Annotated in this window: 15 protein-coding genes and 1 pseudogene; 8 read left to right on the top strand and 8 right to left on the bottom strand. The window is 69.6% G+C overall.

Going from position 1 to position 19,009, the window contains the following annotated elements:
• Positions 1–10 precede the first annotated feature (10 nt).
• Positions 11–997, top strand: a complete 987-nt coding sequence (locus tag BLW86_RS04050) for an IS481 family transposase (protein WP_093872726.1) — start codon at positions 11–13, stop codon at positions 995–997.
• On the opposite strand, the gene BLW86_RS04045 is transcribed toward BLW86_RS04050, so the two are convergent.
• Complete coding sequence (locus BLW86_RS04045; RefSeq protein ID WP_093872725.1) at positions 958–1,284, bottom strand: hypothetical protein; 327 nt, start codon at positions 1,282–1,284, stop codon at positions 958–960. The two genes, BLW86_RS04050 and BLW86_RS04045, sit on opposite strands and share 40 nt — an antisense overlap.
• Positions 1,285–2,044: 760 nt before the next feature.
• Positions 2,045–2,653 (bottom strand): TetR/AcrR family transcriptional regulator, encoded by a 609-nt coding sequence (locus BLW86_RS04040; RefSeq protein ID WP_093872724.1) that lies wholly within the window; start codon positions 2,651–2,653, stop codon positions 2,045–2,047.
• A gap of 61 nt (positions 2,654–2,714) precedes the next feature.
• Between BLW86_RS04040 and BLW86_RS04035 the strand changes: the two genes are divergently transcribed.
• The 3 genes from BLW86_RS04035 (at position 2,715) to BLW86_RS04025 (ending at position 7,137) form a co-directional block, all read left to right on the top strand.
• Entirely contained in the window at positions 2,715–4,079 is a 1,365-nt protein-coding gene (locus tag BLW86_RS04035) for a flavin monoamine oxidase family protein (RefSeq protein ID WP_093872723.1), read from the top strand.
• Between the two features lie 24 nt (positions 4,080–4,103).
• Complete coding sequence (locus tag BLW86_RS04030) at positions 4,104–5,828, top strand: aldehyde dehydrogenase family protein (RefSeq protein ID WP_093872722.1); 1,725 nt, start codon at positions 4,104–4,106, stop codon at positions 5,826–5,828.
• Between the two features lie 136 nt (positions 5,829–5,964).
• Positions 5,965–7,137, top strand: a complete 1,173-nt coding sequence (locus BLW86_RS04025) for a serine hydrolase domain-containing protein (protein ID WP_093872721.1) — start codon at positions 5,965–5,967, stop codon at positions 7,135–7,137.
• A 412-nt stretch (positions 7,138–7,549) separates the two neighbouring features.
• Here the strand turns inward: BLW86_RS04025 and BLW86_RS04020 are convergent, their stop codons facing one another.
• The 6 genes from BLW86_RS04020 to BLW86_RS03990 form a co-directional block, all read right to left on the bottom strand.
• A complete protein-coding gene (locus tag BLW86_RS04020; protein WP_371129442.1) occupies positions 7,550–8,920 on the bottom strand; it encodes a cation:proton antiporter domain-containing protein in 1,371 nt (456 codons plus the stop codon).
• A gap of 372 nt (positions 8,921–9,292) precedes the next feature.
• Entirely contained in the window at positions 9,293–10,186 is an 894-nt protein-coding gene (locus BLW86_RS04015; protein ID WP_256341199.1) for an MBL fold metallo-hydrolase, read from the bottom strand.
• Positions 10,187–10,460: 274 nt separating this feature from the next.
• Complete coding sequence (locus tag BLW86_RS04010; protein ID WP_093878485.1) at positions 10,461–11,345, bottom strand: crotonase/enoyl-CoA hydratase family protein; 885 nt, start codon at positions 11,343–11,345, stop codon at positions 10,461–10,463.
• Between the two features lie 35 nt (positions 11,346–11,380).
• Positions 11,381–12,355, bottom strand: coding sequence for an NAD(P)H-dependent flavin oxidoreductase (locus BLW86_RS04005; protein ID WP_093872718.1), 975 nt, complete (start codon positions 12,353–12,355; stop codon positions 11,381–11,383).
• Between the two features lie 198 nt (positions 12,356–12,553).
• Positions 12,554–14,158 (bottom strand): sodium:solute symporter family transporter, encoded by a 1,605-nt coding sequence (locus BLW86_RS04000; RefSeq protein WP_093872717.1) that lies wholly within the window; start codon positions 14,156–14,158, stop codon positions 12,554–12,556.
• 788 nt (positions 14,159–14,946) lie between these two features.
• On the bottom strand, positions 14,947–15,591 hold the full coding sequence (locus BLW86_RS03990) for a TetR/AcrR family transcriptional regulator (protein WP_093872715.1): 645 nt from the start codon (positions 15,589–15,591) through the stop codon (positions 14,947–14,949).
• Between the two features lie 190 nt (positions 15,592–15,781).
• On the opposite strand from BLW86_RS03990, the pseudogene BLW86_RS43945 reads away from it, so the two are divergent.
• The 4 genes and pseudogenes from BLW86_RS43945 to BLW86_RS03975 all read left to right on the top strand — a co-directional run.
• A pseudogene (locus BLW86_RS43945) lies at positions 15,782–16,372 on the top strand (SDR family oxidoreductase); the annotation flags it as partial.
• Between the two features lie 76 nt (positions 16,373–16,448).
• The gene (locus BLW86_RS43940; protein WP_371129664.1) at positions 16,449–16,538 is read left to right on the top strand and encodes a hypothetical protein; all 90 of its coding nucleotides are present in this window, start codon (positions 16,449–16,451) and stop codon (positions 16,536–16,538) included.
• Entirely contained in the window at positions 16,538–17,581 is a 1,044-nt protein-coding gene (locus BLW86_RS43935) for a phosphotransferase family protein (protein WP_093872714.1), read from the top strand. The genes BLW86_RS43940 and BLW86_RS43935 overlap by 1 nt, the downstream gene beginning before the upstream one ends.
• 2 nt (positions 17,582–17,583) lie before the next feature.
• Positions 17,584–18,801 (top strand): acyl-CoA dehydrogenase family protein, encoded by a 1,218-nt coding sequence (locus BLW86_RS03975; protein WP_093872713.1) that lies wholly within the window; start codon positions 17,584–17,586, stop codon positions 18,799–18,801.
• Positions 18,802–19,009: the final 208 nt, after the last annotated feature.

The following is a 19,009-nucleotide window of genomic DNA, read 5'->3' as shown; positions in this document are numbered from 1 at the left end:
GAGATCTGCCATGCCCCCTTCGCTGGAACAGCAGCGGGACCGTCAGGCCCAGCATCGCCTGGCGGTCCTGCGCCACGCCGAGGAAGTCACCGGAAACGTCGCGCTGACCTGCCGCTGCTACGGCATCAGCCGCACGTGCTTCTACAAATGGCTGCGCCGGTATCAGGACGAGGGCCTCGAGGGCCTGCGGGACCGCTCCAGCAAGCCTCACCACTGCCCGCACGCCACCGAGGCCGACGTCATCAACAAGATCGTCTACCTGCGGCAGCACTACCACTTCGGCCCGATGAAGATCAAGATGTACCTGAAGCGGTACCACGACATCGACATCGCCTGCTCAGCCGTCTACCGCATCCTCGAGAAGCTCGGCATGAACCGCCTGCCGGCCTCCCAACGCTACCAACGGCACGACAAGCGCTATACCCGCTACGAGAAGCAGCTGCCCGGCAACCGCGTCCAGATCGACGTGAAGTTCATCGAACCGATCGGCCTGCCGGAGCAGACTGCGGCTGCGGCGCCGGTCACCGGCACCCTGCCCAAGCGGCGCCGCCGGGCGAAGTACTACCAGTTCACCGCCATCGACGACTGCACCCGGCTGCGCGTGCTGCGGATCTATCCGCGGTGCGACCAGAAGACCGCAGTCCAGTTCCTCGACTACGTCCTGGAGCGGCTGCCGTTCCGCGTCGAGGTGATCCAGACCGACAACGGCGCGGAGTTCCAGTCCGCCTTCCACTGGAACGTCCTCGACAAGGGCATCGCCCACACCTGCATCAAACCCGCATCACCGCACCTCAACGGCAAGGTCGAACGCTCCCACCGCATCGACGCGGAGGAGTTCTACCGCATGCTCGACGGCATCCTCATCGACGACACCGGCGTCTTCAACGACAAGCTGAGAGAGTGGGAGGACTACTACAACTACCACCGCCCCCACGGCGCCCTCGGCGGCCAGGCACCCTACGAACGCCTCAAGCAGAAGACCCAGACCCCGCTGTAATCAAGCTGCGGCAGTCGCACACCTAGAGCCTTGCATTCGCTGACGGCGGCCGGGTATGCGGCCAGGTGCGCCTCGAGTAGCGGCCTCACGCGGGCCGCGAGCTCCTCCGGCGTGGCGTTCGGGTCGTCGAGCACGGCGATGACGGCGTCCTGCTCAGCAGCCGTTGCGCGACTCATGATCGAGCGTACTGGCGCGACGATCTTCGCCACCCCGTAGGTGACGGCTCCGGACGCCAGGGTGATGGCTGTTCCGTTGAGGACCTCAACAGCAAAATCCGGAAGGCTCACGGCAAATGACCCCTTTGGACGTATGAACGGAGGGACACCGTGCTGCGGTGGACCGTCGCGGGAGTGCGGATTCGAAACGTGCGATCCATCACCTCCTCGGCCGAGCGGTCTCCTTTTTGTTGCCGCGCGAAGCGCGTTCTGGACCTCAGCCACGTGACGACCGGTTCACGGCGGCGGGTGCGGTGGACGGGGAAATACCGCGCACGACGCTCGTACGGAGGCTCTGAGCAACCGCGTCTTAATGGGGCTTGAGCGAGGACGGAGTGCGGGCCCCGTGCTCCGCCTTGCGTGTCGTCGGCGCCATCCCGGCACAGAGATGGGAGGAGGCCGGCCTGGTCCCCCGAGGTACTGGCCACGCCGTGCGCGCCGACCAACCCGTCGCACTGACCGATGTCGGCCGCGCCGCACTGTTCGCCGCGCGCCGACCGCCCACCGCCCAAGTGTCGAAGTCCCCAGATCCCCCTGGGGCTTGGCCGTCCACCCCAGCGCGGCGGCACTGAACTCCTCGAAAGGCCCCTGTTGTCCCCGAGTGGACCCACACCCGCGCGGAGGCCAGGCGGACGAGCTGGGGCACGCGGTCGTCGCCAGAGCCGTAGTAACCGAGGACATACTGGGTCTGGAAGCACACGTCCACGTTGTCGGAGACAGCGAAGGGCTCGGGGTGAGGCCGACGCGGGCGAGGCCGCTCAGGGGAGTGAGGCGGTGACCTGAGTGGGGGCGGCGGCGACGCCTCCCGCGGGTAACGCCGTGACCGAGGCCGTCAGGCCGACGGCGGGCCGCCGTCGGTCACCACCCCGCCGATGAGGTCGCGGACAAGTGCGGCCGCCTGAGCGCGGGCCTGCTCCGGCTCGTCGGTCTCCGTGATCGTGAGGGACAGCTCGGTGAGCGTGCCGTAGAACGCCCGGGCGACCAGGTGGGCCGGGTGGGGGCGCAGCCGACCGGCGTCGAGCGCGGCGTTCACGATGTCGAGGACCAGGCCGCCGAGGTACAGGTGGTCCAGCTCGCGCCACCGCTGCCAGCCCAGGGCGATCGGTCCTTGCTGGAGCACGATGTGGCGGTAGGCATGTCCGGCGCAGACGTCGAGGAACGCGTCGACACCCCGGTACGCGCGCTCGCGCGGATCGGCCACGGGCGCGATCGCCGCCCGGATGCGCTCGCTGGCCTGCCGTTCCAGTTCCTCGAAGACGGCCTCGAAGAGTCCGGGCTTGCCCTGGAAGTGGTGGTACAGCGCACCCCGCGTCAGCCCGGCGGTACGCACCAGTTCCTCCGCGGAGACGCTCGCGTAGTCACGTTCCGTGAAGAGCCGCAGCCCCGTGTCGAGCAGGGCGCGGCGCGTGTTCTCCGCGTATTTCTCGCGCAGTGTTTCCATACGCCATGGATACCACATACAGTGTGTATGTCAGATGCACTCTGTATGAATGGTGGCCGTGATGGAGAAGTCAGCGGACGTCGTGATCGTCGGAGCCGGGGTGGCGGGCCTGGTGGCCGCCCGTGACCTCGTACGGAGCGGAACGGAGGTCCTGGTTTTGGAGGCACGTGACCGGGTCGGCGGGCGGCTCCTCAACGGCGAGCTGCCCGGCGGCGCCCCCATCGAGGTGGGCGGGCAGTGGGTAGGTCCCACCCAGCACCAGGCCCTGGAGCTGATCGGGGAACTGGGCCTGCGGACCTACCCGACGTACGCCGACGGCGAGCACATCAGCGAGTTCGACGCCACCCGCCGCCACTACACGGGGCGGATCCCCAAGATGAACCCTCTGGTCCTCGCCGACATCGGGCAGACCCAGTACCGGCTGGACCGGATCGCGCGCCAAGTGACGGCGACCGATCCCTGGCGAGCGCCCCAGGCCGAGGGGCTGGACCGCCAGACCTTCGACACCTGGCTGCGCAGGACCGCGCGCACACCCGGCGGCCGTAACTTCTTCCGCCTGATCACCGAAGCGGTCTTCTCGGCCGAGCCCGAGGACATGTCCGCGCTCTGGGCCGCCTTCTACGTCGGCGCCGCCGGCGGCCTCGACCCGCTGATCAACGTCGTCGACGGGGCCCAGCAGGACCGCGTCGTCGGCGGGTCGCAGCGCATCGCGCTCGAACTGGCCGCGGAGCTCGGTGACCGGGTCGTCCTGGACGCGCCCGTCACCGAGATCGAGTGGCAGCCCACGGCGGCCTCCGGCGTCCGTGTCACCACGCGCGGCGGCCCGACCGTCCGCGCCCGGCGGGCCGTGGTCGCGGTGCCGCCGCCGCTCGCCGCCCGCATCCGCTACACCCCGGGCCTGCCCGGCGACCGCGACCAGCTCGTCCAGCGGATGCCGATGGGCCGGGTCATCAAGGTCAACGTCGCCTACGACGAGCCGTTCTGGCGCCACGCGGGCCTCAGCGGACAGGCGAACAGCATCCACCGCCCCTTCGGCACCGTCTTCGACAACACCCCTCACGACGGCTCGTGCGGCGTGCTCGTCGGCTTCCTCGAAGGCCGGCACGCCGACACCGCCTCCCGCATGGAACCCGATGAGCGCCGCGCCCTGGTCATCGACGACCTCGTCGGCTACTTCGGCCCCAAGGCCCGCAACCCCCTCGCCTACATCGAACGCGACTGGGCGGAGGAGGAGTACAGCCGCGGCTGTTACGGAGCCTTCACCCCGCCCGGCACCCTCACCCGCTTCGGCCCGGCGCTGCGCCGCCCGGTCGGCCCCCTGCACTGGGCCGGCACCGAGACCGCCACCCGCTGGCCGGGCTACATCGACGGAGCCGCCGAATCCGGCCACCGCGTCGCCAACGAGATCCTCCCCAAGCTCTCCTGACCCCGACGTGAGCGAGACCCCACCATGAACACCGCCCCTACCGCCCCCGGTGCCGATCACGCCCTCGACGCCCTCATCGCACGACTCGCCACCGGTGAACACGCCTGGGCCCGCACCTGCCTCGCCGAACGACGCGAGCTGCTCCTCGACGTTACGGCGGCCACCGCGGCCGTGGCCGACGAATGGGTCCGCACCGCGGCCGGGATCAAGCAACTGCACCCCGCCTCCCCGCTCGTCGGCGAGGAATGGATGAGCGGCCCGTACGCGGTCCTCACCTACCTCCAGGCGCTCCAGGAGACCCTGCGACGCCTCGACGAGGGAGCCGACGTCCTCGGCGACACCAGGATCACTCCGGCCCCGGGCGGCCGGCTCGCCGTCCAGGTCCTCCCGTACGACACCTACGACAAGCTGCTCCTGAACGGCTTCCACGCCGAGGTCTGGACGACCCCCGGAGTCACCGAGGACCAGCTCCGTGCAACGGCCGGCCTCACCCAGCGCACCCCGCGACGGACCAGGGGAGTGGCCCTGGTCCTGGGCGCGGGCAACATCTTCTCCATCCCGCCCCTGGACGTGCTGTACCAGCTGTACGCCGAGAACCGCACCGCCGTCCTCAAACTCAACCCCACCACCGACCCGCTCGCCGACGTGTACCGGGCGGTCTTCGAACCGCTCACCGCCAGGGGCCTGGTCGAGATCGTCACCGGCGGCTCCGGGGTGGGCGCGGCACTCGCCGAGCACCCCGGAATCGCCGCCGTCCACATGACCGGCAGCGCGACCACCCACGACGCCGTGGTCTGGGGAACCGGCGGGGACGGGGACGCCTCCCGGGCCTCGGGTACACCGAAGCTGACGAAACCGATCACCAGCGAACTCGGCGGCGTCTCCCCGATCATCGTCCTGCCCGGCGCATGGTCCGACGCGGACCTGCGCTACCAGGCCGAACACGTCGCGACCATGCGTCTGCACAACAGCGGCTGCAACTGCATCGCCGGCCAGATCCTCGTCATCAGCTCCGACTGGCCGCAGAAGAACGCCTTCCTCACCGCCCTGCGCCGGGCACTCGCGACCGCACCCGCCCGCCCGGCCTGGTACCCCGGCTGCGAGGCCCGCGTCCAGTCCGCGCGGGACCTCCACCCCGGTGCGGAGAAGCCCGGCGGCACTCCCGAACGCACCCTCCTCACCGGTCTCGACCTCACCGACGACAACGAGTCCGCCTTCACGACCGAGTACTTCGGCCCGGTCCTCGGCGTCGCCGAACTGCCCGGAACCGACGCCCGGTTCCTCGACGCAGCGGTCGCCGCGGCCAACGACAGGCTGCACGGCACCCTCGGAGCCAACCTCATCGCCCATCCCGACACCATCAAGGCGCTCGGCACGTGCCTGCGCGACGCGATCGCCGAACTCCGCTACGGCACCATCTCCGTCAACGCCTGGACCGGCGCCGGCTACGCGACCCCGCGCGCCACCTGGGGTGCCTTCCCCGGCCACACCCTGGAGGACGTGCAGAGCGGCATCGGCATCGTCCACAACGCCCTGCTCTTGGACCACACCGAACGCACCCTCGTCACGGGCCCGTTCAGGCCCGCACCGCGATCCGTCCTGCACGGCGAGTCGTCCCTTTCCCCGAAGCCGCCGTGGTTCGTCACCAACGCCACCGCCGCCCGCACCGGCCGCCTCCTGACCGAGTTCGCCGCCCGCCCCCGCTGGCAGGACCTCCCCGCCCTCTTCGCCTCAGCCCTGCGCGGCTGACGCCGTTGCCACGGGCACCGCGACCGACACCGTACTCACCCCCGGGGCGCCCGTGACGCGGCCCGCTCACCTCACCGATCCCCGAGCCGATCCGTCGTCCCAGTGCACCACCGCCGCAGAAACGAGAGGTCCTTCCATGTCTCCGTCACCTCACTTGCCCGCGCCCATCTCCCTGGCGACCTGGCAGCAGGGCCCGCACAACCGATACACCGCCGGCAGGATGCGCGAGGTGGTGCCGACCGCTCGGGTCGCCGCCGGGTGCCACCCGATCCCGCTCCCCGACGGCGAGCCGCTGACCCTCGACCTCCCGGTCGCCTCGCCCTCCTCGGGGACCACGACGGTGGCCGACATCGTGGCCCGTACCTGTACCGACGGCCTGATCGTGGTCCACCGCGGCACGGTGCGGCACGAGTCGTACCCCGGCGACCTCACCCCCGATCGCCCGCACATGCTGTACTCGGTCAGCAAGTCGATCATCGGCGTGGTGGCTGCCGGCCTGGTGGCCGACGGTCACCTCGACGTGGACGGGCTGATCACCGCGTACGTACCGGAACTGGCCTCTTCGGGCTACGCCGGGGCGAGGGTCCGTGACATCCTCGACATGCGATCGGGGATCCGGTTCTCCGAGGATTACCTCACCCCCGGCTCCGATGTGAGCCAGGTCGACCAGGCGGTCGGCTGGGCACCGCGCGGGGACGACCGGGCGCCCGCGAGCCTCTACGAGTACCTGACGCTGCTGCGGGCCGAGCGCCCGCACGGGGGCCCGTTCACGTACCGGTCGTGCGAGACGGACGTCCTCGGATGGGTGTGTGAACGCGCCGCCGGTGAGCGGATGCCCGAGCTGCTGTCCCGACGGCTGTGGTCCCGGGTGGCGGAGCAGGACATGGACGCGGCCGTCGACCGCGGCGGAGCCGTGTTCTTCGACGGTGGGCTGGCCGCCACTCTGCGGGACGTCGCCCGCTTCGGCGAACTCGTCCGGCGCGACGGAGGCCCGCAGAACCGGATCGGCCTGGTGCCCGCCCACTGGATCGAGGACTGCCTCACCGGCGGACCCGACTCCCGGCAGGCGTTCGCGGACGATCCCAGCGACATGGGACTGCTCCCCGGCGGGATGTACCGCAACCAGTTCTGGGTGCCGTACGCCGAGCGCCGGGTCCTGTTGTGCCTGGGCATCCACGGCCAGATGCTCTACATCGACTTCGACAACGAAGCGGTCGTCGCGCAGCTCTCGTCATGGCCGGTACCGATCCAGGAGGACCACCTCCAGGACGCCTTCGCGGCGGTGGAGACCGTCATCGCTGCGCTCTAGATTCCGTCCGTACCCGCTGGTGACGCGGCCGGATCCATGAGGTGACGCTCGTATGGAGGTGCGCGCGCAGCGCGGCGTCGGCCGCATGCGGCTGTGACCCGCCTGCCAGCTCGGCCGCATGACGGTCTTTCGCCGACTCCGCTGACGGGCTGCCGTGCCTCGTCCCGGACCAGAGTCACGCGATGCCGTAGTTTCTCCCCGGTCGGTAGCCGATCGCTCCAAGGAGATCGCCCGTGCAGGAACGTGCTCCCCGACGTGCCGGGAACCGGTGGCTCTCCGAGCGGCGTCGGGCGTCGGTGAGCCTCGCCCTCGCGCTCGGAACCGCAGGCCTGCTCATCGGCGTCGACAGCGGCTGGACTCGGACGTCGGTGGCCGATGTGGGCGTGTTCGTACTGCTGTCTTATCTGGTTCCCTACCTCCTGCTCACCGCGGTCGCCTTCTCGACCGCGCCGCCGGAGCGGGTGCGCACCTGGGCCCGGCGCACCGAGCGCGGGACCGTGCTCCAGCGGTACGTCCTCGGCACGGCGCCGGGACCGGGGGTCTCCCTCTTCATCGCGGTCGGCGCCCTCGTCGTGGCGGTGGTGTGGTTCCCCGGGCACATCGGCTCGGCGCTGCCCACGGTGGCGCGCGGAGCGACGGCTCTCGTCCTGGTGGTCGTCGCCTGGATCTCGGTGGTCGTCGCCTTCGCGACCGTCGCGGCGGTGACGTTTACCATGAAGTCCGCTTCATTCTTGGGGAGTTGGATATAGGAGAGGACGGCGAAGACGATGGAGGTGACACCGCGCGGCCCGAGCCAGCCGATCGCGACGCGTTCCGAGCGGGTGAAATCGGTGCCGGCGAGCGACGCCGTCACCGGAACGAACCGGGCCACGGTCAGGACGGAGAACGCGTAGGCGAGGACCTGGAGCGCGATCCCGTCGGCGAACACCTCGGCGGCCAGCGCGCCGAAGGCGTACCAGACCGCCAGGGCCAGCAGGTGGCTGATGTCCTGCACCAGGTCGAGGGAGCCGCCGCCGATCACGGAGACGGTGCGCGCGTACCAGAGGCCCGCCACGAAGGCCGCGACGAAGCCGTTGCCCTCGACGAGAACGGAAGCCGCGTACATCAGGAAGGGCAGGGCGAGGCCGGCCATGCGCAGGCCCGAGGGCTCGGCCCACCCGGAATCGAGCGCCCGGCGCACCATCTGGGAAGCCAGGAACCCGAGGACGCTGCCGACGATCGCGGCGTACACCGCGCCCTTGAGGGCGTTGAGGAGGAGGTCGCCGAAGGTGTCGCCCCCGGCCGAGACCAGGTTGGCGACGCAGAAGACGAAGAGCGGAGAGATCAAGCCGTCGTTGAAACCGCCTTCGATGTTGAGCGCGGCCCGCACCCGCAGCGGCACGCGCTCGTCGCGCAGGATCGTGAGCACCGGGGCCAGGTCCATGGACATGACGACGAGGGCCGCGACCGCGAGGAGCCACCAGCTCCTTCCGGGGAAGACGAGGGCGCCCGCCAGTGTGGCGAGCACGAGGGAGTCCGGCAGGGCGATCCCCAGCAGCCTTCCCTCCCCGACCGGGCCCTTCAGACGGGCGTAGCCCCGCGCCTCGGTGGCGTCGGTGAACAGCATGACCGCGAGGACGAGTTCGATGGCCCGCTGGAAGGTGTGGGTGTCCATGTCGAGCGGTACGACCGGGTGTTCCTGACCGCTGAGGAGGATGCCGGCCGCGGCGAAGGTGATCGGGGCGGTGATGCTCCACCGTGCCAACCGGCCGGACACGACGGTCCACAGGAACAGCAGGGACATCAGGACGAGGAGAGCGATCACGGCGACTCGCAGAGCGGGAGCGGGTAAAGACAGGGAGGGGGCTCCGAAACCGACGGTGACATCCTCACAGGCGGGAGAGGGCGTCGGCCTCGGACACTCCGCGTGTGCCGCACTCGGCCCGGGGGTCGGGATGCCGGGGCCGGTCCTCCTCCCGGGCACGAGGGGCAGTGGCCCAGGCTCGACATTCCCGCGCTGATGACCACGACGTCGCAGGTTTCCTCCTCACTGTGTTGCCCTGCGGTCATGACTCGTGATTCCCTGCGCCTGTTTTCGTCGTCGAAACTAAAATTCGAATCACTTTCGATAATTCTTGAGTCGGCGACTCCGGGACACCGGGACGTCGCGCGGGCGCTACGCCGCGCGGAACCGCCCTGGTTCGACCTCCGCGACCCGGCCCGTGCCGACCAACCGGCCCAGGTGCTGCACCGCGGTCCGTCGCTCGACCGGCAGTACGTGGGGGCCTTCGACGTGGGGGCGGTAGACCAGACGCCGATCGGCGATCTCGTCGACGGTCCGGGGTTCGGAGAGGAACGCCAAGAGGCTCGCGTCGCGCTTCGCCATCACGCCGGCGAACGCGTCGAGGCGTTCCGAGAACTCGGCGGCGCCCTCGATCACGCCCTTCTGGTGGGCCGTGCCGTACCAGCGGGCCTCGATCTCCCGGCAACGGCGCATCGACGCCTCGAAGTCGATGAGGCTGCTGCCGACGTCCCCGTAATAGGGGCCGAACGACGTCAGGTCGATGTCCGCCACGAAGAGGAAACCGTCCGGCTCGATCAGGAAACCGCAGTGGCCCGCGGTGTGACCGGGCAGGTGCACGACGGTCACCGTGCGACCGCCGAGGTCGAAGACGGTGCCGTCCTCGAAGTCCGTGGCCCCGGGGCGGTCCCGGACGTGGAAGCGGTCGCGCAGCATCAGGTCGGCGTGCCCGGCGGCCTCCGGAGGGAGTCCGTAGCCCTCGACCATGACGGCGCGGGACCGCAGCGCGGCCAGGTCCTTCACATGGACGTGGACGGGGCTCTCGTAATCACCCAGAGCCGCGATGTGGTCCTCGTGGGCATGGCTCACGAGGACCACATCCGCGGGTGGTGCCGTTTCGACGAGCGACAGCGACGGGTCGATGACCAACGTCTCGGCGATGCCGCGCACGAGGATCGAATTGGCGTAGGGATACGCGCCCCGCTCCGCACCGACCATGACGGTGACTCCACCGCCGTAACTCGTTTCCGTGTATCCGGTGCTGAGCAAGGGTGAGCTCCTTCGCGTGCGCGCGGACCATGGTACGCCGCGCCGGTGAGACGGGTCAGCCTCGCAGTGCGGAGGTGAAGGTCTTCGGCAGCGCGGTCCGGCGGGGCGCGGCGGTGAAGTCGACGAGGAGGCGGCCCGCGGTGGTCGCGGTGCGTTGGGTGACGCACCACGGGGACTTGAGGGGGGGACAGGGTGGTCTTCCCGTGGAGAAGAGCCCAGGACGCAAAAGCCGTTTCGGGAAGGCGGCCTCGTCGCGGAGGTCGATTGCTGGTGTTCAGGACGCGGGCGTAGCGAGCCAGCCGTCGTAGAACGGCGGCATCGTGGAGGCCTGTTGCGAGAAGCGAGGGGAGCGCTTCTCGCGGAAGGCGGCGACGCCCTCGCGCCCGTCTCCGATGCTGCTGTAGAACATCGCGAGGGACTCCACGCGGTGCGCGTCCTCCGGGTGTTCGAGGGTCGCGTTGCGGACTGTCATCTGCCGGGTGAGGGCGGTCGCGACGCGCGAGCGGCCCAGAGTCCATCGGTCCGCCAGTGCTCGGGCCTGCGGGTACAACTGGTCCGGGGCGTGGACCGCTTGGGCGAGTCCGGCGGCGGCCGCGGCTTCCGCGTCGAGGATCTCCGCGGAGTACAACAGGTCCAGGGCCTTCGGCATGCCGACCAGACGGGGCAGGAACCAGGTGGAGACGGCCTCGGGCGTGATGCCGAGCCGGCCGAAGACCAGACCGAAACGCGCCGTCGTCGACATCAGCCGCGCGTCCATCGCGAGCGTCATGGTCGCCCCGATCCCGACGGCGGGGCCGTTGATCGCGGCGATCACGGGCTTCCGGCAGGCGTGGATCGCCAGCGTGACCCTGCCTCCGGTGTCCCGAACGCGGCAGACGTCGGGGCTGTCCAGGTCGGCCATGTCGGCCAGTGTGGGGGTGCGTGACTCGTCGAGGCCGAAGACGTTGCCCTCCGAGCTGAGGTCCATGCCGGCGCAGAAGGCCTTCCCGCCGCCGGTCACGATGACGGCGCGTACGTCGTCGTTGTCGTTGACCTCGGTGAACGTCCGCTCGAGCTCCGCGGCCATGGTGGGCGTGAAGGCATTGAGGTGTCCGGGCCGGTCGAGGGTGACGGTGAGGATGCCGCTGTCGACGCGGTGATGGAGGGTGGTCCAGGTCATGGTGTGCTTCCTGTCGTCGTCTGTGGTGTCCGGGGTCATCCGCGCAGTCCGGCGAGCTGGTCGATGATCTTCTCGGCGTCGGTCACGATGCCGCTGACGATCTCGTCGCAGGTGGCGATGGACTCGATGAGCCCCTGGGCCTGTCCGGCCCACCACAGGCCGTCGTCCATGTGGCCCTCCTGGAGCACACGGGTCCGTCCCCGAACGCCGGAGGCCAGTTCGGCGACGTCCTCGAAGGCCGCGCCGGGACGCTTCGACCGGGCCACGATCTCCTCGGAGATCGCGTTGCGCGCTACCCGCCCGGTGTTCCCGAACTCCCGGAAGACCAGCTGGGTGGCCCGCTCGTCGTTGGCGACGATCTGCGCCTTGACGTTGGGGTGTACCGGCGCCTCCGCGCTGGCGACGAACCGGGTGCCCATGTTGATTGCGCAGGCCCCCAGCGCCAGCGCGGCGGCCAGGCCGCTGCCGGTCGCGAAGCCGCCGCTGGCGATGACCGGGATGTCCAGCTGTCGCACGGCGGCGGGGATGAGGACGAGGCCGGGAATGTCCTCCTCGCCCGGATGCCCCGCGCACTCGAAGCCGTCGACGCTCACCGCGTCGACACCGAGCTTCTGTGCCTTCAGGGCGTGCCGCACGGCCACGGCCTTGTGGATCACCTTGACGCCCGCCGCCTTGAAGGCGGCCACGTGCTCGGCCGGATTGCTGCCGGCCGTCTCGACCACCTTGATTCCGCTCTCGATGATCGCAGCCCGATACTCCGCGTAGGGCACCGGCTTGAGGGTGGGCAGGATGGTCAGGTTGACGCCGAACGGCTTGTCGGTCATCTCACGGCATCGCGCGATCTCCCGCGCCAGCGCTTCCGGAGTGGGCTGGGTCAGTGCTGTCAGGAACCCGAGCGCACCGGCCTCGGCGACGGCGGAGATGAGATGCGCCGTGCCGACTCCGGTCATCCCGCCGCAGACGACGGGGTGGTCCACCCCGAACGCCTCGGTGAAGCGAGTCGCAATCATGTGAGCCCTCTCAGTTCTGGTGCCGCCCTCGATACGTGAGCGGCAAGGGTGGTGCGGCGGACGAGGCGGCCGCGATCCATATAATTTGATATCGAATCTAGGTTGAGTTTTGACTTTAAGGGTCTTCGCCGAGACCCTGTCAAGCTCCGTCCGGCCGGTGGGACGTGGAGGTGGGCCGGTGGCACCGCGGTCAGTGCCCTATGCCTTCACGCTGTCGACGAGTTGGGACTTGCTCACGGCCCCTCCTGGCGATCTCGTGCTGCCCAGCCAGCCCAGGAGGAACGCTGCCGGCACTGAGATCGCACCCGAAGTGTGGAACGGGTACCAGCTGAAGTCCGCCTTCGGCAGTAGTGCGTAGTCCGTCCCGGAAACGGTGGGGGAAAAGGCCGTCAGCACGATGCAGACGAAGAGGCCTCCGTAGACGCACCACAAGAGCCCCCGGCGATTGAACCTCGGCCAGAAGAAGGAGTAGACCAGTACGGGAAAGACGCACGTGGCCCCCACGCCGAGGGAGAAGGTCACCAGGAACTCGACGGGATACCGGTGGAAGACGGCGGACAGCACCATTCCCCCGATGCACAAGAGGACGACAGAGAAACGAACGGCCCGTATCTCTCCGGCTTCGGTGAGAGAGCGTCTGGTCCGGGTGAGGACGTCGTGGGTGAGGGCGACCGAAGCGGCGAAGGTCACGCTGGTCACCGCGGTGAGCACCGCGAGGAAGGCGACGCACGCCACGAGGGTGATGAGCACCACGCGTGACGTCGACGCGCGCCCGATCACGTCGGAGGCGAGTAGGATCGCGGCCCCCTGACCGTTTGCGTCGACCGCGCCGATCTCCCTGCTGCCGACCACGGCTGCGGCCGCGAACCCGGTCGTGGCCAGGAGGATGTAGAAGGCGCCCGCCAGTCCCACCGAGAGGCTCGTGGAGCGCCGAGCCGACCTCCCGCTGCGCGATGCGGCGATGCGGAGGACGAGGTGCGGCATCATCGCCGTGCCGAGGATGACGACGATGTGGTCGCTGATCGTGTTCATCGGGCCGAGGCCGACGGTATGAGCCCAAAGGCCGGGGCTCAGGTACCTTTCCGGCGCCGTGCTCTGTTCCGCAGCGGTCGACAGCAGGTCGCCCGGACTCCATGAGAACGTGCTCAAGGCGAGCAGGGTGACCACCGCGAGCGTCAGGAGCGTGACGGGTACCTTGACGACCTGGACGAAGGTGGTGCCTCTGAGGTCCGCCACGGCGGCGAAGCACGTGATGAGACAGCCCATCAGCACCGTGCAGGCCACCTGGGCGGCGGGGCTCGACATGCCGATCAGGAGGGCCGCGCTGATGCCTGCGGCACGCAGCTGGACCATGAGCAAGGGCAGGGTGATGACGAGCGTCACCACGACGGCTGCCGTACGCGTCCCCGGTCCGGACGCACGCAGGGAGAAGAGGCCGCCGAGTGTGTAGCGACCACTGTCGCGAATCTTTTGGGCAAGAAGGAGGAGGACGCCGAGCGCGATGACGCTGTCGGCGATGACGGAGGCGAATCCGTCGTAGCCGAAGAGGGCGACAGCCCCCGGTGCCGCGAACAGGGTGACGACCGTGATGTGCTCGCCGGCCAGTGCGAAGCCGTTGAAGACCGGTGAGAGCGACCGGTCGGCGACGTACAACCTTTCGGGATGGTCATCCTGAGTGGCGAGAGTGAAGACCCACAGCAGGCAGAGGCCGATGAAGACCAGGAAGGCGCTGATCACCGGCCCCCGGGCGGCCGAGTCGACCGGGTCGACAGTGCCCCAGCTGAGGAGAAGCGGAGTCGTCACGGGTTCACCACCCGGACTGTCGCGAGAAAGGTGCTCCCGCGGTCCCAGCGGAGGGCAGGCGGTCCGCCACGCCTTCCTCCACGCCGTCGCACAGCCGGGTGGATCGGTCCTCGTACCACCACGTACTGAGGAGGAAGAGGCCGAGCTGCAGAGTGACCCATGCGACGCCGAGGGTGAGCCGCCCGTACACGGTGACGCCGGCGATCACGGGAGCGCAGGAAAGTACGACGCCGAGGGCCAGGGGCGCCGCGTTGACGACCAGGAACACTCGCCGGACACGCCGGCCGGCACCATCGGAGCCGGTATCACGTGACGAGGCGGACGGACCGCCTGGGGGAGTCGAGGCGAAGAGGGCGCGCAAGGAAACCTCCGGGCGCTGAAGGGTGGCGGGCGGGGGGCCGTACGAGAGTGGGGTGAGGCGATCTCCTGGCGGGCGTGTGGGCAGCCGCGATTCACCGCCATGGGCCGGGTCGCCGGGGGACAGGGCAGTGAGAGGAGAGGGATCACACCGAGAGGTATGAGATCGATCTGAAATCGACTCCGAATTTATGCACGGCCGACTGCGGGACGTCAACTGCCACGCCCTCTCACCGGTGGTCCGGGTCCAGTGGCAGCGTGCTGGCCCTGGACGGGCCGGTGCGCCAGCTCTCGCTCTTGGAGTTGATCGGACTCGCGGGCTTTCCGCGCCGTCTGGCGGGCTTGCCGCGTTGCGGGTTCGTCGAGTCGTCACGTCGCTTGCGACTCGGCCCCGGCCGGTGCGTCAGCAAGACACCGCATGCCTGGCGGATTCAGTTCTGTTCGGTGTGCCCTTCGGAAGCGTAGGCCTCCACGTACGCGATCACAGCGCGGCGCGCTTCGCGGATGGTGGCGTCGTCGCCCTCCGGTGAGCGCCGGAAAGCCGCTTCGAAGAGCCGGTTTCCCACCTGGAAGGCGAGCTGCACGACGAGGATGGGCAGGTCGGCGGGGGCGAGGCCGCGTACTGTCAGGAGCTGCCAGACCCGCTCGGCTTGGGCCTCGTCGAACGCGCGGACCTGTTCGCCGACCGCTGTTGAGTTCCCCTTGAAGCACAGTTCGACACAGCCGGGATGGCTGCGGAAGTAGTCGAGTATCGGGTCGATCACCGCGTTGGTCGCGCCGGAGAGGGTGTGCGGCCGCTGGTCGGCCAGCGCGGCACCGATGCGGGCGTCCAGCTCGTCGGCGTGGTACCGCAGCAGTTCGGTCTCGACTTGATGGCGGCGAGAGAAGTAGTGGTAGACGGAGGCGGTGGGGATGCCCGCTCGCTCTCCGATCGCCTTCAATGTGGCGGCTGCGTAGCCCTGCTCGCCGAGCAGCGCCTCGGCAGCGTCGAGGATGGCCCGCCTTCGTACGATGCCACGCTGCTGTGCCCTGGCCGGGCGCGGAGTTGCCTGCACGGCCGTTTGTTTCTCGAACACGATTCGAGATCGTATCAGTTGCGCCTGAACCTTGCCGCTCAGAGGGTTGACACGGCAAGCCCGTCACGCTCTAAACTCAAATTCAAGTTGATTTTGATTTTTGTACGGGGCGTGAGGCTCCACTTACGGGCGACTTCCTCCGACGGCCACCTCCGCAGTCCACTCCCAGTTCGAGGAGAAGCAAGGAATCATGTCCGACAGATTCGCGGGGCAGACCGCGATCATCACCGGCGCCAGCCGTGGCATCGGTCTCGCGATCGCCGAACGACTCGTCGCCGAAGGCGTGAAGGTCGTGATCACTGGACGCAGTGCAGGCGCACTGGCCGAGGCCGTCGCCCGCCTCGGCGGGCCCGACCACGTGCTCGGTGTCGCCGGCCACGCCGCCGACACCGCCCACCAGGACGAGGTGGTCGCGAAGGCGGTCGACACCTTCGGCAGCGCCGATCTGCTGGTCAACAACACCGGCATCAACCCGGTGTACGGGCCGCTGATGGAACTCGATCCCGACGTGGCCCGCAACGTCGTCGAGGTCAACGTCTTCTCCGCGCTGTCATGGGTCCAGAAGCTCTACAAGGCATGGATGTCCGGACACGGCGGCGCGGTCGTCAACGTGGCCTCGCTCAGTGGCATCCGGCCGGAGCCCGGCATCGGGATGTACGGCGCCAGCAAGGCGATGCTGATGCATCTCACCAAGGAACTGGCCGTCGAGCTGAGCCCGCGCGTCCGGGTCAACGCGGTCGCTCCGGCCGTGGTGAAGACGAGGTTCGCCGCCGCACTCTACGAGGTCCGGGAGGACGCCGTCGCGGCGGAGTATCCGCTGGCTCGGCTTGGAGCCCCCCGACGACATCGCCGGCGTCGTGGCGTTCCTGCTCTCCGGGGACGCGGCGTGGATGACGGGCCGGACCCTGGTCGTCGACGGCGGTCTCGCGGCGGCGGGCGGTGCCTGATGGGAGCGCACGAGGAAGACGCGACTCCGGGGCTCGACCTCGCCCGGCTCCGGCCTTGGTTCGCCGAGGCCGTGCCGACGGCCCGGGCCGACACGTTGACGGCCACCCTGATCACCGGTGGCAAGTCCCATCTGACCTACCGCCTCACCGACGGTGAGTCCCACTGGATCCTGCGCCGCCCGCCCCTGGGCCACATCCTCGCGACGGCCCACGACATGGGACGCGAGTACGCGGTGATGGCGGCGCTCGCCGGTACCCCCATCCCCGTGCCCGCCATGCGCGGCCTCTGTCTCGACACCTCCGTCCTCGGCGCAGAGTTCTACGTCATGGAGGCGGTCGAGGGCCGGCCGTACCGCACGGCCGCCGAACTGGCGCCGCTCGGCCCGCACCGGGTGCAGCGGTTCTCCGGCGCCCTCGTGGACTCCCTCGCCGCCCCCCACGCGGTCGAGCCGGAGGCCGTCGGACTCGGTGGCTTCGGCCGCCCCCAGGGCTTCCTCGTCCGCCAGGTGGCGCGCCGGCGAGGGCAGATGGCCGCCTCGTACTCCCGTGATCTGCCGACCGCCGTCACCCTCCACGCCGAACTGGAGGCACGTGCGCCCATGATGGACGCGGCCGCTCGCCTCGGCATCGTCCACGGCGACTTCCGGCTCGACAACGTTCTGGTCGACGGCGACGACCGGCTCCGTGCCGTCATCGACTGGGAAATGGCCACGGTGGGCGACCCGGTCACCGACCTGCCACTGATGCTGCTCTACACACGACTGGCCCGGCTGGTCGAGCCGAAGGTCGCCCCCGACTCCGGCGACGCGCCCGGCTTCCTGAACGAGTCCGAGATCATCACCCGTTACGCCGCCCGCAGCGGACGTGACCTCGGCTTCCTCGGCTTCCACCTCGGTCTCGCGGCCTTCAGGCTCGCCGCGATCCTCGAAGGCATTCACTATCGCCACCTCAAGGGGCAGACGGTCGGCCCCGGCTTCGACCGGATCGGTGACGTGGTTCACCCCCTTCTGGACGCCGGACTCGCCGCACTCAAGGAACACTGACCATGCACTTCGCGTTCGACCGCCGCACCGAGATGCTCCGCGAGAACCTCCAGGACCTGATGTGGAGCCACATCCACCCTGCGGAAACCGTGTTCGAGCAGCAGCTCGGGTTCCTGGAGGAGCGCTGGGCGTGGGACTCGGTCCCCGTGCTCGGCGAGCTGCGCGCCGAGGCCCGCCAACGCGGCCTGTGGAACCTCTTCCTGCCCGGCGAGGAGGGAGCCGGGCTCACCAACCTGCAGTACGCGCCCCTCGCCGAGATCACCGGCCGCTCGCCGGAACTCGCGCCCGCCGCCCTCAACTGCGCGGCCCCGGACACCGGCAACATGGAAGTGCTGTCCATGTTCGGCACCGAGACGCAGCGCAAGGAGTGGCTGGAGCCGCTCCTCGCCGGCGAGATCCGCTCCGCGTTCGCCATGACCGAGCCCGACGTCGCCTCCTCCGACGCCACCAACATCGCCACGTCGATCGTGCGCGACGGCGACGACTACGTGATCAACGGCCGCAAGTGGTGGATCACCGGCGCGATGAACCCCAACGCCCGGGTATTCATCGTCATGGGCCGGACCGACCCCGAGGCCGACCGACACCGTCGGCAGTCGATGATCCTCGTCCCCCGCGACACCCCAGGCCTGGAGATCAGGCGTTCCATGGAGGTCTTCGGGTACGACGACCACGACCACGGCGGCCACGCCGAGCTCGTCTTCCACGACGTCCGCGTCCCCGCCGAGAACCTCATCGGCCAGGAGGGCGACGGATTCGCGATCGCCCAGGCCCGCCTCGGCCCGGGACGCATCCACCACTGCATGCGCTTCATCGGCGTCGCCGAGCGGGCCATCGAGCTGATGTGCGACCGCGCCGAGGAGCGCGTGGCCTTCGGCAGGCCGCTCGCCCGCCAGGGCGTGATCCGCGACTGGATCGCCGAGTCCCGGGTGAGGATCGAGCAGTTGCGGCTCCTGGTCCTCAAGACGGCCTGGCTGATGGACACCGTCGGCAACAAGGGCGCCCACACCGAGATCCAGGCCATCAAGATCGCTACACCCCGGACGGTGCAGTGGATCCTCGACAAGGCCATCCAGGTCCACGGCGCCGGCGGCCTCTCGCAGGACTTCCCGCTCGCCCGCGCCTACGCCGGCATCCGCTCGCTGCGATTCGCCGACGGCCCCGACGAAGTGCACAAGAACGCCCTCGCACGCACCGAACTCGCCCGGAGGGCCACCTGAGCGGCGGGCGTCGGCCCCGCGCATTCCTTCACCTCCGCGGCCAGGAGGCACCAGTGACCAGAACGACCACCAGCCGGACGTCCTCCGGGGCAGCCACCCACGACAACGCCGACGTACTGATCATCGGTGCCGGGATCTCGGGCATCGGCATGGGCAGTCACCTCCGTGCCCATCGCCCCGGCACGTCGTTCGCGATCCTGGAGGCGCG

This window comes from Streptomyces sp. TLI_105 (assembly GCF_900105415.1).
In the GTDB taxonomy this organism is placed as follows: domain Bacteria; phylum Actinomycetota; class Actinomycetes; order Streptomycetales; family Streptomycetaceae; genus Streptomyces.
The sequence above is the reverse complement of the archived record's forward strand: the minus strand, read 5'-3'. Positions and strand labels throughout refer to the sequence as shown.